Genomic DNA, 15,431 nt, shown 5'->3' on the forward strand with positions numbered 1-15,431 from the left:
AAACAAGAAAATAAACCTAAGAGCTATTTATCAACCATTAAACTCTTAAGAAAAAAACTCAAGCAAAAAACAAAAACGCCACTTAAGGCGTTTTTGTTTTTTGCTTGGTAGATTAGATTAAGCATGCAAGTCTTGCAACTTATACACATCAAAAGGCAGGCTAATCTCATACGCCTTGCAAGATGCCAAAGCAGCGGACATGGTGGTTACATGATAAACTTTACCCTGCAACGCACTACGGCGAATAGAGAATGAATCCTCTTGGGCTTGCTTGCCTTCAGTGGTGTTAATAACAATATCAATCTCGCCATTTTTAATGGCATCAACAATGTGTGGACGACCCTCTGTTACCTTATTGACACGCTCGCACGCAATGCCAACCTCTTCCAAGACCTTTTGAGTGCCGGCTGTCGCCACCAATCTAAAACCATAGCTATGAAGTGATCTGGCTACTTCTGGTGCATATTTCTTATCACTATCTCGCACCGACAAGAAAGCGGTTTTTACCTCTCCTTGAGTTGGCAAGCCAGGCAAGCGTTCATTTGAACCGATGATTGATTTATAGAACGCCTCGGCAAAAGTTTTGCCCACACCCATCACCTCGCCTGTTGATTTCATCTCTGGACTTAAAATTGGATCAACACCTGGGAACTTAGCAAACGGGAATACTGCTTCTTTGACCGAATAATGTGCCGGGATAATCTCTTTGGTAAATCCTTGCTCTTGCAGAGTCTTGCCTGCCATACAACGAGCGGCAATTTTAGCAAGCGATGCACCGATACACTTCGAAACGAACGGTACGGTACGGCTAGCACGCGGATTTACCTCCAAAATATAAACAATATTATCCTTAATGGCATATTGCACATTCATCAAGCCCACCACACCCAACTCTTTTGCCATTGCAATGGTCTGCTCACGGATTTGATCTTGAATGTCATTGCTTAGTGAGTACGGTGGCAACGAACACGCTGAATCACCAGAGTGTACCCCTGCTTGCTCGATATGTTGCATGATACCACCAATCACAACATCTTGACCATCAGACACACAGTCCACATCCACTTCAATGGCATCATCTAAGAATCTATCAAGTAGTACAGGTGCTTCGTTTGATGCTTGTACAGCTGTTTTTAGATAATGGCGTAACTCATCTTCATTATAAACAATTTCCATCGCACGACCGCCCAATACATAAGACGGACGCACTACCAATGGATAACCAACTTCTTGGGCACGAATGATGCCTTCATCAGTGCTGGTTGCTAAGGCATTTGGTGGTTGATTTAGGTTTAGCTGATGCAACATTCTTTGGAAACGCTCACGGTCTTCAGCACGGTCGATGGCATCAGGACTTGTGCCAATGATGGGTACACCTGCTTCTTCTAAGGCACGAGCCAGCTTGAGCGGTGTTTGACCACCATATTGTACAATCACACCTTTTGGCTTCTCGGTACGCACGATTTCTAAGACATCTTCTAGCGTTACTGGTTCAAAATACAAACGATCAGAAGTATCGTAATCAGTGGACACGGTCTCAGGATTACAGTTCACCATAATGGTTTCATAGCCGTCTTCACGCATGGCAAGAGCGGCATGCACACAGCAATAATCAAACTCAATGCCCTGACCGATACGGTTAGGACCACCACCGATAACCATAATCTTATCTTTATCAGTTGGGTGTGCCTCACACGCTTCATCATAGCTTGAATACATATAAGCCGTTGAGGTCTCAAATTCTGCCGCACAGGTATCCACTCGCTTATACACAGGATAAACACCCAAATTCCAACGCTTCTTGCGGAATTGTTTTTGACTGATACCCATCAGATTGCCAATGCGTAAATCACTCATGCCTTTGCGTTTGAACTGACGCACATTCTCTGCGGTCAAATCACCAAACCCAAGTGTTTTAATATGATTTTCAGTGTTGACAATATCTTCAATTTGCACCAAGAACCAACGGTCAATCTTAGTATAATCAAACACTTCATCAAGACTAAATCCATGTCGGAACGCCTCTGCGATATAAAAAATGCGTTCTGGCGTTGGGATACTTAGACGGTTTTTAATCTCTGATACGATGGCATTGGCTGACTTACCTGCCAAATCCATTATCTCATCAAAACCAGTTGCACCTGTCTCTAGACTGCGAAGTGCTTTTTGCATTGACTCTTGAAAATTGCGACCAATCGCCATGACCTCACCCACCGATTTCATCTGTGTGGTTAAGGTATTTTCTGCCTGCGGGAACTTTTCAAAGTTAAATCTAGGCACTTTAGTAACCACATAGTCAATCGATGGCTCAAAAGATGCCGGTGTCTTACCACCTGTAATGTCATTTTTTAACTCATCAAGCGTGTAACCCACCGCCAACTTGGCAGCGATTTTGGCAATCGGAAAGCCTGTCGCCTTAGATGCCAATGCTGATGAACGGCTAACACGAGGATTCATCTCAATAACCACCATGCGACCGTTATCAGGATTGATGCCAAACTGCACATTTGAACCGCCGGTTTCCACACCGATCTCACGCAAAACAGCAATCGATGCATTACGCATGAGTTGATATTCTTTATCAGTCAAGGTCTGGGCTGGAGCAACCGTAATTGAATCGCCTGTATGCACACCCATTGGGTCAAAGTTTTCAATTGAGCAGACAATGATGCAGTTATCATTCTTATCACGCACCACTTCCATCTCATATTCTTTCCAACCAATCAGACTTTCATCAATCAAAAGCTGATGCGTAGGCGATAAATCAAAACCCCGCTCACAGATTTCTACAAATTCATCACGGTTATAAGCAATACCACCGCCAGAACCACCCATTGTAAAACTTGGACGGATAATCACAGGAAATCCAAAGCGAGACTGAATCTGTAATGCTTCTTCCATTGTGTTAGCAATATCAGCACGAGGGCATTCTAGACCGATTTTTTTCATTGCTTGATCAAACAATTCACGGTCTTCAGCTTTTTCAATGGCTTCTTTGGTCGCACCGATTAATTCACAGCCATATTTGGCAAGTACGCCGTGCTTATCCAAGTCTAATGCACAGTTCAAAGCTGTCTGACCACCCATGGTTGGCAAAATCGCATCTGGTCGTTCTTTTTCGATGATGCGTTCCACCGTCTGCCAAGTAATCGGCTCAATGTAGGTAGCGTCTGCCATAGATGGGTCAGTCATGATGGTGGCAGGGTTAGAATTGACCAAAATCACACGATAGCCCTCTTCACGCAAGGCTTTGCAGGCTTGAGCACCAGAGTAGTCAAATTCGCAGGCTTGTCCAATCACAATCGGACCTGCCCCAATGATTAAAATGGATTTTATGTCGTTGCGTTTTGGCATGTCAGTTCTCTCTTTGGTTTATTTAATTTAAATCAATAAGTTATGCTACTTTTGGTAGCCATAAATCATTTAACATCACTCTAAATTGCATCAATTTATTATCCAAGCCATCTTTAAATTGAGACAATAAATTTTCTTGTTCACTCATCATTTGGCGATTGTTAAAATACCGCCAAACCAAAAACTCATACAATTCATTTCGACTGTCTTTATTTAATAACAGCTCGGAATTCATTGTGTGAGCGGTAGCAACATATTTTTTCTACTCTTTCTTAAAAGTACTTTCTAGCTGAGGTGTAATTTTATCACGCAGTTTTGATAATTGCAGTCGCTCAAATAGCTGTATCACACTCATCAATAAAATTGGCGTATGTGGTGCCACGCCCAAATGAGACTTGGAGCAATTTAAGCGATCAAAACAATTCCGATAATACATTAAACTCTCAACTTGATTTTTTTCTTTAAGAAAATCCATCCATAATCGCTCTGTCATTTCATTGACAGAAATGTTGTTTTGCTCGGCATAACGAATGATTTGACCTTTTAATTGATTATCAATGTTTAAAATCAATTCCGCCATCTATACTATTGCTCCACATAAACAATCGTCCCAAGTCCATGTAATAAGTTTCTTATCATCACCTATTTTATAAAACTCGGGTGATAAAACACTCCACATTCAAGCTGGCTTTTATTGATATTTAATATACCAAAGCCCACCATAATCAACTAATGACTAGCACAAACACAAGACCAGTATTTGCATTTTAGGATAATTGGTCATTCACCCCATTTTAATCAAACACCGCATCGGTGGATAAAGGCAATATCACGCCTTTGTCTTTGCCAATTCATCAGCAAATCTATCAAAAAGCACGCTACAATCATGTGGACCTGGGCTTGCCTCTGGATGCCCCTGAAAGCTAAATGCCACACGGTCAGTGCGTTCTATGCCTTGGTTAGTGCCGTCAAATAGTGAGCGATGTGTGGCTCTTAGCGTACTTGGCAGGTTATTCTCATCCACACAAAAACCATGGTTTTGCGAAGTAATCATTACCGTGCCATCATCTAGATTTTGTACAGGATGATTAGCACCGTGATGACCAAATTTCATTTTGATGGTTTTAGCACCACTTGCCAATGCCAACAGCTGATGCCCCAAACAAATGCCAAATACAGGGATTTTGGTGGTATCGCAAATGGTTCTTATGGCATCAATCGCATAATCACACGCCGATGGGTCGCCAGGTCCATTGGATAAGAAAATCCCATCAGGATTCATCGCCAACACTTCGCTTGCAGGCGTCTGAGCAGGAACAACAGTCAAACGACAGCCTCTATCAGCCAACATTCTTAGGATATTTGTCTTAACACCATAATCATAAGCAACCACATGATATTTTGCTTCAATGTCCTTGCCAATCTCAGCAAAGCGACCGCCTGTCTCAGTGGTCTTAGCATTGCGTCCATCATGTGCCAATTGCCAAGAGCCTTTTTTCCACTCAAAGCCTGATGGATCGCAACATACCTTAGCAAGGTCAAGACCATTCATTGATGGTGCTTGTTGTGCCAGCTTCACCGCCAAAGCCTCATCAATATCACCCGCTTCATCAGCGGTTAAGATACAGCCATTTTGAGCACCTGTAGTGCGTAGTACAGTAGTTAATTTACGAGTATCAATGTCAGCAATCGCCACCACCTGATGCTTTTTTAGATAATCACTTAATGAAATGTTGGCACGAAAATTGCTATGTAGTAATGGCAAATCACGAATAATCAAACCACTCGCCCATACTTTATGAATACGCCCAGATTCAACATCTTCATCGTTACAGCCTGTATTACCAATATGTGGATAAGTCAGCGTAACCATCTGATGTGCATAGCTAGGGTCAGTTAAAATCTCCTGATAACCTGTCATGGCAGTATTAAAAACCACTTCACCAACGCTAGAACCTGATGCACCGATTGCCACCCCATGAAAAATGGTGCCATCGGCCAAAGCCAAAACTGCTTTTTTTATTGTCATGACATGCTCCAAATGATAAAAATATTTTGCTTGCTCTTATTGATTGACATAACAAATAAGTGCGATGAGCAAATTTTAGACAAATTTTTTTGGCATGACTGCCAAACCAATAAATTAACGGATAAATTTTACTCATAAAAAAACGAGCCACCTAAAAAACAAATAACCTAATTTGCAAGATTGGCAAACTTTAAGTTATCTTTTTTCATGGTCGCTCGCTTTGGCATAGATTTTAGGTATTATACATAACTTTACAAAAAATGGCTAGAAATTTTTATTTTTCTAGCCATTGGATTGCAGAATCTATCTTAAACAGAGTGCTTCTTATTATATTGTATTGAGTTATAGACAGATAAGGCAATAAATGCGACACCAATCAGACCTGTGACTATCTCTGGTACATGGAATTTGGTTGATAACAACATGATGATGGCAAGTGCACCGATGGCGTAGTGAGCTCCATGCTCTAGGTACACAAATTCATTAAGCGTGCCTTTTTCTACCAAATAAATCGTCATCGAACGAACGAACATCGCACCAATAGCCAAACCAAGCATGATAATAACCACATCGTTAGTGATGGCAAATGCACCAATCACCCCATCAAAACTAAACGACGCATCCAAAACTTCTAGGTACATAAACCCTGCCACACCGCCTTTTAGAATGGTTGGCGACACGCCTGCGGTATTAATAATTGGCTCACCTTTATTGTCATACACCACCTCACTAGAATCAGATTCGCCCTCAAGTAATGCCGATAATACGCTCACACCAAGATACACCAACACACCCCAGATGCCCGCTAGCATTACCACACCCTGCTTAGCTTCATCAACCCAAGTCAGCGATAACATCAATACTACCAATGCCACAAACACACTCATCGCATCAACCTTGCTAAACCGCACCAGACGAGATTCTAGCCAAGTAAACCAATGAATATCTTTATCGCCAAACATGAAGTTTAAAAACACAAGCAATAAGAACATACCACCAAAGGCAGAAATCTCCGCATGATGGGCGTTTAGGTGTTCTGCATAACTGGCTGGATTATTAAGTGCCAGATTCACAACTTCAAATATGCCCAAGTTTGCCGTAACCGCCACAATGACTATCGGAAAAACAAGTCGCATACCAAACACGGCAATCAACATACCTACAGTCAAGAAAATCTTTTTCCAAAACTCATTCCAGCCTTTTAAGATAGAAGCGTTTACCACCGCATTATCAAACGACAATGACACCTCCATGATTGCCAAAATTGCCGTAACACCTAGTGCCAACAACAAGCCTGACATACCGCCATGAGCATAACCCCACCAACCCGCAATGAAAAAGCAGACAGCAGTAAAAACAATGTCAAATAAAAAATGTCGCATAATAACCCTTTATACCAAAATTTTTTAGGCATATAAAGAAAACCAATAATCATATGATTATTGGTTTTTTATAATATGGTGGGGTCGGAGAGACTCGAACTCTCACACCTCGCGGCGCCAGAACCTAAATCTGGTGCGTCTACCAATTTCGCCACGACCCCAAGTTGTATCTTACATCAATCATGATGTCTTGTTGATGCGTATTATAGCGATTTTTTAATGATTGGCAAGAACTTTTTTTTATAAAAATCATAAAAACTTTATAAGATATTGATATTAAAATACTTTTTATTTAATATCCAACCCACTTTACCAATAATTTTCCACCGCAATATTGCCAACACCACGACGATTCATGGTCAAGCCTTTATCTTTTAGGGTATTTTTGGTATCCTCAACCATCTCTGGATTACCGCATAGCATGACATGAGAAGTGCTAGGGTTTAAGCTAAAGCCTGCATGACCTTCAAGCTCGCCAGTAGCAATCAAGGTGGGAATGCGAGCATTAAGACAACCTTCCACCTTCTCACGAGTGATGATAGGCACAAAGTGTAATGTAGCAGGCGAATCAATCAGTTCTTTAAATTGCTTTTGCAATGCCTGAATCTTATCCACATAAGCAAGCTCACTTTTTGTTCGTACGCTGTACACAAGCACAATGTCGGTATAATTTTGCCAAGTCTCCAGATCGCCTAGCATGGATAAAAATGGTGCCAGTCCTGTACCGGTAGCAAGTAACCATAAGTCTTTTGGGGCAGGCTCTTGATAACGAGCAAGGGTCAAAAACCCATAAGGCTCACTTTCTAAATATAAGGTATCGCCTATCGCCAAGTGTTGTAGCTGACTGGTGAACGCCCCATTAGGCACCACCACCGAGAAAAATTCCAACTGTTCATCATAAGGGCTTGATAGCACCGAATAAGCACGAAAAATACGCTCATTGGGGGCATTTTGAGTGTTTTTTAATTCACTAGGATTTACCCCAAGTCGCACAAACTGCCCAGCATCAAAACGAAATCCATCAGGACGAGTAGTGGTAAAACCAAATAAGGTAGGCGTAATGGAAGTCTTGGACAGAACTTGGATTGAATGAATTTCTGGCATGATGATTTATTGATTAAAAATTATTATTGATTTTACCACAATCACACAAAAAACAAAACGCACTTAAAGTGCGTTTTTATTGTTTTAAATCGCTAAATTGGCAAGTCTAAACAGTGTATCTGGGAAAATACCAAGAACAATAATCATCGCTGTAACAATCAATAGCATGACACCGCCTGCCTTAATACCCCACTCATGATGAGCGTCATATTCTAAATGCACTTTAGGGCGTTGGTACAGCTGTGTTAGCACTCTTAGATAGTAAGCCAAACCGATGGCACTGCCCAAAATGACAAGAAGTGCCGCCCAAAATCTTACGCCTTGCACCGATGACAAAATAATCATCACCTTAGTCATAAAACCTGCGGTCAAAGGAATACCTGCCAACGACAACAGCATGATGGTTAATACCACTGTCAAGACAGGACGACGCCAAAATAGCCCTTGATAAAATCTAAGCTCATCTGCTTCGCCTGAAATAGAAGTACGACCACGCTCTTTATATGGGCTTGACATCAGTGTAATCACCCCAAACGCCCCAATACTGGTCAAGGCATAGATAGCCATATAGACGCTAACAACGCCTATGCTATTGCCCTGTACACTCAATAACGCCACCAATGCATAGCCAATGTGAGCAACTGATGAATAAGCCAATAGACGCTTTAAGTTATGTTGGCGGATAGCGAGCAGATTCCCCATTAGAATTGAAGCTGCGATGATGAACATCAAAATGGCATCAAACACCGCCAATGATGGTATCATGCTTGTCATTAAAAAGCGAATGGCAAGTGCCATCATTGCCACCTTACTCACGCTTGCCAAGAATGCAGCAATCGGTGCAGGTGCACCTTCATAGACATCAGATACCCATGAATGTAGTGGTGCTGCTGACAGCTTAAAAGCAATGGAGACCATCATCATTACCACACCCAAAGCAAACCACACCCCCACTGTTCCTTCGGTCAATGACACGCCCAACGCCTTAAAGCTTAAGGCACCCGTATCAGCAAAGATGAACGCCATACCCATCAGTAAGGTTGCAGAAGCTGTGGCTGATAAGACCAAATATTTAAGCCCCGACTCCAAAGAACGAGCTCTTAAAAAAGTATAAGCCAGCATACCATACATTGGCACAGATAGCAGTTCAAGCGACATAAAAAACGATGTTAAGTCTGTCGCTGACACCATCAGCATTGCCCCGATGGTGCTAATTAGCATGAGTAGATATAGCTCATCTTTGTTATCTTTTAGGGTCTGAAAATAACCATAAGCCAAAGTACAACACGCCAATGATGCAATCAAAATTACCGCCATATTAAATAAGGCAAAACCATCAATAACAAATAAATGGCTAACCTGACCAATAGGCAATAGCCCCAAAGCCTGTGCCACCAAGCTAATCAATGCAAAATTCAACCCCAACACACTCAATGTGGCGGACCAAAAATGTGAACGCTTCATGGCGATGGCAATCATGACAACCAACGCCGTCAATGCCACAATCACCAAAGGCGTGAAGGTCAATAAGGACTCAATAAGATGACTGTTAAACATAAAACTACCCCTTATTTTCCTTGTGTATCAGCATATTGATGGTACATATGAGACATATCATCATAACTGTGCTTGGCGATGCCATGTGGCATCTTAGACTGCAACGATAAAGGCAGCTGCTCATGATAAACTTTAGAAATCCAGTCCATGGAACCTTGTGAAGCATTCAATGCTGGTTGCGGATATAGACCTAGCCATACCAAACCTACCATCAGTATCACAAGCAAGCTGATTTCACGCTTACCCAAATCTTTATTTACTCCGTCATTATCCTTGATGAGCTTTGGTGCGGTATTCTCGCCAAACAACGCACGATGAATCAAAATCAACGAATACAGACCACCAAGCACAAGACTGGCTGTAGCTAGCACCACAATGATCGGATATTGCCCAAATGAACCCAACAGAATCAAGATTTCACCAACGAAGTTGCCTGTACCAGGAATGCCAAGTAGAGCCGCACAAAAGAACATCAGTAATGGTGCAAAGTATCTAAATTGCCCCCACATTCCACCCATGAGCGTCAAATCACGAGTATGCAATCTTTCGTACAGCTGACCTGCCATGATGAAAAGACCTGCACTTGATAAGCCATGAGCCAGCATCTGAATCATCAAACCTTGCAATGAAATCAAATTACCCACATAGATGGCAAGTAGCACAAAGCCCATGTGTGAAATACTGGTATAGGCAAGCAGTCGCTTAATGTCCGTCTGAGCAAATGCCAAAAATGCTCCATAAAAAATCCCAATTGTGCCTAGCGTAATGGCAATCGGAGCGAACTCAGCCGAAGCTGTGGGGAATAATGGCAAGACAAAACGAAGCAATCCAAAGGCTGCAGTCTTAATCAAAATACCTGCCAAATCCACCGAACCTGCCGTTGGAGCTTGGGCGTGAGCATCTGGTAGCCATCCATGCAATGGAAATACAGGCAGTTTAACCGCAAAACCGATAAAAAAGCACAGCATGATGACATATTCCCAAGCACCTAAATCCGCACCCAACAAATCATGGTAGGCAAAACTTAGCACGCCTGTACGATTAAATTGAATGATAACAAGCATCAAAATACCAATGAGCATGATTAGACCTGATGCTTGAGTATAAATAAAGAACTTGGTGGCAGCATACTCTTTGGTTTTACCCCCTGTGGCATTATGTCCCCACAATGCAATCAAAAAGTAGATGGGTAGCAACATCAGCTCCCAAAAAAAGAAAAACAAGAACAAATCAATCGCTAAAAATACACCAATAACGCCACCTAGCGACCACAAAAGATTAAGATGAAAAAACCCCACACGGCGAGTAATCTCACCCCACGAACAGCCGACTGCCATCACGCCCAAAAATGCCGTCAAGACAATCATCAGCAAAGACAGCCCGTCCATTGCCAAACGAAAACTAATCCCCAAAGATGGAATCCATGGCAACACAAACTGTGCCGACCATGGCAGATGCCCACCACTCATTTCTTCGGTTGCAAGCATTTGATTAAAACTGCCTTGTTGCCACAGCATCATGCTGATTCCCAAGGTCGCCAACATGGCAAATAGTGCTATCCAGCGTGGTAACTTATCATTTACCTTTTCAATAAGCCAGCACAAAAACCCTGCCACAAAAGGAATGGCAATCAATGTCGGCAAGAGCCAATTTTGTTCCATCATTTCATCACCATCATTATTGCCAATACCAAAATCATCACAAGACCCAATCCAAAGCTTATCGCATGAGAGCCCAATCTCCCTGTTTGCGTCTTGACAAGTAGCTTATTACCCACACTTGCCATTGCAGGCAAGATATTCCAAAGCCTGTCTATGGGATCAGATTTTAATAATTGACCAATCCCCAAAAACGGCTTGACAAATACAATGTCATACAACGCATCAAAACCAAGTCCATGATAACACCAATGAATGCAAGCACTGCCAAATGTGCAGTTACGCCAAGCATTTAAAATTTTGCCTTGATTAATGACATATAAAAAGTAAGCCAATACCAAGCCAAGTGCTGTTATGCCCATAGCAATCATCTCTGCGGTATGCTTACCCTCTGTTAAAGTACTACCAATACTCGTTGGCAGAACATTTGCCAAAGGTGGATGAATCAACGCCCCAAGCCCTGTAGATAGTATCATGAGTACCACCAAAGGCAAGGCATAGCTTATGCCAGAAATTTTGTGAGCATGGGTTTTTTCTTCACCAAAGAACACTAGATAAATCAAACGGAAGGTATAAATAGCAGTTAAAAATGCACCAAATACACCCGCCCAAAACAGACCCATATGCCCTGTGGCATAAGCCTCCCACAAAATCGCTTCTTTTGAGTAAAAACCAACCGTCACAAATGGTAGAGCAACAAGTGCTCCACCGCCGATAACGAACGACCAAAATACCAAAGGAATGCGTTTACAAAGCCCCCCCATCTTAAAGATATTTTGTTCGTGATGTACCGAAATGATAACAGCACCAGATGCCAAAAATAACAATGCCTTAAAGAATGCATGGGTCATCAAATGGAACACCGCCACCTGCCATGCACCCACACCCAAAGCAATAAACATATAGCCAAGCTGACTCATGGTTGAATAGGCAAGCACTCGCTTAATGTCGGTTTGTGCCAACGCACAAAAACCTGATACCAGCATGGATAACGCCCCCACACCACCGACTACATACAACAGCACATCAGGCGTTAGTAAAAACACAGGGTGCATACGAGCAATTAAATATACCCCTGCTGTTACCATTGTGGCGGCATGAATCAGAGCCGATACAGGCGTAGGTCCCGCCATTGCATCAGCAAGCCAAGTATGTAGCGGAATCTGTGCCGACTTACCAAATGCACCAAAAGTTAGCATGAGTGCAGTCAAAATCATCTTAGGATTATTCACATCAAAGATTTTTGGTGCTTGATCAATGATGGCATGAATATCTAGCGTGCCAAATTGTTGGTACAACAAAAACAGTCCGATTGCCAAAAATACATCACCCACACGAGTTACAGTAAACGCCTTAATTGCTGCTCGTCCATTGGCACGATTAGAAAAATAATAACCAATCAACAAATAAGAACAAATACCCACGCCTTCCCAGCCTAAGTACATCAGCAATAAGTTGTCCGCCTGCACAAGCAGCAGCATACTAGCAACAAATAAATTTAGATAGCTAAAAAATCTAACAAACCCAGTCTCGCCTTTCATATACCAACTGGCAAATAGATGAATTAAAAAACCTACGCCTGTAATGATAGCGGTCATGGTCAGTGATAGACCATCTAAAACCAAACCAAAGTTTGGAGCAAAGCCATCTACCGACAGCCAAGTCCACAGCCTAACAAATAGCGTCTCATCACTACCGGCACTTAGATAATCCATACCCACCAAGACGGTGGTCAATGCGGATAACGCCATCATGCCCACACCAATGATGGTGGCTAGTTTTTCACAGATTCTATCTCGCCATATGGCAAGTACCAAAAAACCAATCAAGGGAAATATAAAGGTTAATGCTAACAAATTCATAACGCCCCCTACCCTTTTAGCTTACTGGCATGATTAACATCAAGGCTTTTAAAGCGATGATAAAATTGTAGCAAAATGGCAAGTCCAATCGCCGCTTCTGCTGCTGCTAGCGTCAAAATAAAGATGAACATAATCTGTCCATTAGGCGAACCCCACATATTGCCACCCACAACAAAAGCAAAAGCAGCTGCATTCATCATAATTTCAAGACTCATCAGCATAAACAATATATTACGGCGTACCATTACGCCCACCAGCCCAACCACAAATAAAATCGCCGCTACAATGAGTGCATGATGAGCAGGCACGCCAAGACTATTCATTTGCACAGCTGCTGTGGTCGTTAAAACAACACTCATGAGTCTGCTCCTGTATTTGTTTGCTCGGCTTGCTCTTGGGTGTGGCTGATATTCTCATCATCTAGGGCTTTTTTGCCAAGATGATATGCCGCCACCAGTGCCCCAAGCAATAAAAACGCCGCCACTTCCACCAATAACACATATTGGGTAAATAGGCTAATGCCCACATCTTTGATGCTAATACTGGCATCTTGGAGCATGATGTCCTTACCACTAACGATAAAACTTATCAGTACGCCAGCAATAATCACAGTTAGTAGTAACGGTGTCGCCCACGCATTGGCAGTTAGCCATGATTTTTCTTCCGTATTGTCCGTGCCAAGATTAAGCATCATAATCACAAATACAAACAAAACCAAAATCGCCCCTGCATAGACAATCATCTCAAGCACGCCTGCAAACGCAGCACCGATGATAAAGAAAATTCCTGCCACTGCAAGCAAGCTGACAATCATTGATAAAATGGCGTGCACAGGATTGACCTGCGTTACCACTCTTAGACTTGCCCAAAACGCCACAAGAGATAAGGCATAAAAGCCCACCATGTCGCCATTTGCCAAAAAACTTTGTAATGTTTGCATCATGGCAATAGACTCCGCACATCAATCGGCTGGCTTTCACGCTCGTGCGACCCTTTGGGTTTGCCGTCTGTTGCCATACCTGTTACTCTATAATAGTTATAATCCGGATATTTGCCTGTACCGGCAATCAGCAAATGCTCTTTTTCATAGACCAAATTTTGACGGTTGTACTCCCCAAGCTCAAAATCAGGTGTCAGTTGAATGGCGGTGGTTGGGCAGGCTTCTTCGCACATACCACAGAACACACAACGACTAAAATTGATGCGGAAAAATTCAGGATACCAGCGACCATCTTCTCTCTCCGCCTTTTGCAAGCTGATACAGCCCACAGGGCAGGCGACCGCACACAGGTTACATGCCACACAGCGTTCATCGCCATCTGGGTCTCGAGTTAGGACAATGCGTCCACGAAATCTAGGTGGAACTGGCACAGGCTGCTCTGGATATAAAATGGTATCTCTCTTACGAGTGGCGTGCGAATTTACCATCCACATTGAACGCACTATGGTGAAAATCCCCACCACCGCATTTTTTAAAGTTGTAAACATTTAATTCACCATCAAAATCACAAATGCTGTTGCCAATAGATTTACCAGTGTTACAGGCAAACACACCTTCCAACCAAAATTCATCACTTGGTCGTAGCGAGGACGCATGAGCGAACCACGAGCCAAAACGAACAAGGTCATAAAAAACAAAGTCTTAATCGCAAACCAAAAAAATGGCGGAATAAATGGAATGTTCAGGTTAAATGGTGCCAACCAACCACCAAAGAACAAGGTTGTCATCAAAGCGGAAATTACCACCACATTGACATACTCGCCAACAAAGAACATACCAAATTTCATGCCTGAATACTCAACATGATAACCTTCTGCAAGCTCCTGTTCAGCTTCTGGTTGGTCAAATGGATGGCGATGCGTTACCGCCACACCTGCCACCACAAAGCATAAAAAGCCAAAAAACTGCGGTATGACATTCCAAACAGTTGTTTGAGCTTCCACAATATCTCTTAGGTTAAATGACCCTGCCATTGAGACCACGCCCATCAAGGATAAGCCCAAAAAGACTTCATAACTGATGGTTTGGGCTGCACTTCGTAGCCCACCAAGTAGCGAAAATTTGTTGGCAGATGCCCAGCCACCAAACATAACCGCATATACCGCAAGACCTGCCATCGCAAAGAAAAATAACAACCCAATATCCCAATTAGCCGCCCCAAGTGTCGGTGATAGCGGAATGATGGCAAAACTTGCCAAAGCAGTAAACATGGCAATAGCTGGTGCTAGGGTAAATAGTCGTTTATCAGCAAAGGCAGGCATCCAATCTTCTTTAAAAAAGATTTTCAACATATCCGCCACAAGTTGTAGCGATCCTTGCCAGCCCACTCTATTTGGACCATGTCGGTCTTGCCATAAAGCAAGCATTCGGCGTTCATAGACAATCATCAAAGCAGCAACCATCACCAACCCCAAAAAAATCGCCAAGGTCTGTGCGGTCAGATAAATGAACGACCATAATTCAAAAGACATACCACTTAGAAAT

General features: G+C 42.6%; 13 protein-coding genes and 1 tRNA gene. All 14 read right to left on the bottom strand.

Annotated elements, in window-relative coordinates; genetic code table 11:
- Positions 1 to 117: 117 nt before the first annotated feature.
- The gene (carB, locus tag LU276_RS06390; RefSeq protein WP_284673035.1) at positions 118 to 3,354 is read right to left on the bottom strand and encodes a carbamoyl-phosphate synthase large subunit; all 3,237 of its coding nucleotides are present in this window, start codon (positions 3,352 to 3,354) and stop codon (positions 118 to 120) included.
- Between the two features lie 40 nt (positions 3,355 to 3,394).
- Positions 3,395 to 3,589: a hypothetical protein gene (locus tag LU276_RS06395; RefSeq protein ID WP_284673036.1), complete on the bottom strand. Its 195-nt coding sequence runs from the start codon at positions 3,587 to 3,589 to the stop codon at positions 3,395 to 3,397.
- Positions 3,590 to 3,616: 27 nt separating this feature from the next.
- Positions 3,617 to 3,934: a hypothetical protein gene (locus tag LU276_RS06400; RefSeq protein WP_284673037.1), complete on the bottom strand. Its 318-nt coding sequence runs from the start codon at positions 3,932 to 3,934 to the stop codon at positions 3,617 to 3,619.
- A gap of 249 nt (positions 3,935 to 4,183) precedes the next feature.
- Positions 4,184 to 5,383 (bottom strand): glutamine-hydrolyzing carbamoyl-phosphate synthase small subunit, encoded by a 1,200-nt coding sequence (gene carA / locus LU276_RS06405; RefSeq protein WP_284673038.1) that lies wholly within the window; start codon positions 5,381 to 5,383, stop codon positions 4,184 to 4,186.
- Between the two features lie 308 nt (positions 5,384 to 5,691).
- Positions 5,692 to 6,765, bottom strand: coding sequence for a DUF475 domain-containing protein (locus LU276_RS06410; RefSeq protein WP_284673039.1), 1,074 nt, complete (start codon positions 6,763 to 6,765; stop codon positions 5,692 to 5,694).
- A gap of 76 nt (positions 6,766 to 6,841) precedes the next feature.
- Positions 6,842 to 6,926: transfer RNA gene (locus tag LU276_RS06415), tRNA-Leu, on the bottom strand.
- 148 nt (positions 6,927 to 7,074) lie between these two features.
- The gene (locus tag LU276_RS06420) at positions 7,075 to 7,869 is read right to left on the bottom strand and encodes a ferredoxin--NADP reductase (protein WP_284673040.1); all 795 of its coding nucleotides are present in this window, start codon (positions 7,867 to 7,869) and stop codon (positions 7,075 to 7,077) included.
- A gap of 84 nt (positions 7,870 to 7,953) precedes the next feature.
- Complete coding sequence (locus LU276_RS06425) at positions 7,954 to 9,426, bottom strand: NADH-quinone oxidoreductase subunit N (protein WP_284673041.1); 1,473 nt, start codon at positions 9,424 to 9,426, stop codon at positions 7,954 to 7,956.
- Between the two features lie 11 nt (positions 9,427 to 9,437).
- Positions 9,438 to 11,087 carry an NADH-quinone oxidoreductase subunit M gene (nuoM, locus tag LU276_RS06430; RefSeq protein ID WP_418001291.1) on the bottom strand — a complete coding sequence of 550 codons (1,650 nt, stop codon included), beginning with the start codon at positions 11,085 to 11,087 and terminating at the stop codon, positions 9,438 to 9,440.
- Positions 11,087 to 12,946, bottom strand: a complete 1,860-nt coding sequence (gene nuoL, locus LU276_RS06435; RefSeq protein ID WP_284673043.1) for an NADH-quinone oxidoreductase subunit L — start codon at positions 12,944 to 12,946, stop codon at positions 11,087 to 11,089. Before nuoL ends, nuoM begins: the two co-directional genes overlap by 1 nt.
- 8 nt (positions 12,947 to 12,954) lie before the next feature.
- On the bottom strand, positions 12,955 to 13,269 hold the full coding sequence (gene nuoK / locus LU276_RS06440) for an NADH-quinone oxidoreductase subunit NuoK (protein ID WP_284674605.1): 315 nt from the start codon (positions 13,267 to 13,269) through the stop codon (positions 12,955 to 12,957).
- A gap of 32 nt (positions 13,270 to 13,301) precedes the next feature.
- Complete coding sequence (nuoJ, locus tag LU276_RS06445; protein ID WP_284673044.1) at positions 13,302 to 13,889, bottom strand: NADH-quinone oxidoreductase subunit J; 588 nt, start codon at positions 13,887 to 13,889, stop codon at positions 13,302 to 13,304.
- The gene (gene nuoI / locus LU276_RS06450) at positions 13,886 to 14,434 is read right to left on the bottom strand and encodes an NADH-quinone oxidoreductase subunit NuoI (RefSeq protein WP_284673045.1); all 549 of its coding nucleotides are present in this window, start codon (positions 14,432 to 14,434) and stop codon (positions 13,886 to 13,888) included. The genes nuoJ and nuoI overlap by 4 nt, the downstream gene beginning before the upstream one ends.
- Positions 14,435 to 15,418 carry an NADH-quinone oxidoreductase subunit NuoH gene (nuoH, locus tag LU276_RS06455; protein WP_284674606.1) on the bottom strand — a complete coding sequence of 328 codons (984 nt, stop codon included), beginning with the start codon at positions 15,416 to 15,418 and terminating at the stop codon, positions 14,435 to 14,437. It abuts the gene before it with no gap.
- Between the last annotated feature and the right edge of the window lie 13 nt (positions 15,419 to 15,431).

Origin of the sequence: Moraxella haemolytica (assembly GCF_030177935.1) — a bacterium.
GTDB classification, from domain to species: Bacteria; Pseudomonadota; Gammaproteobacteria; order Pseudomonadales; family Moraxellaceae; genus Moraxella; species Moraxella haemolytica.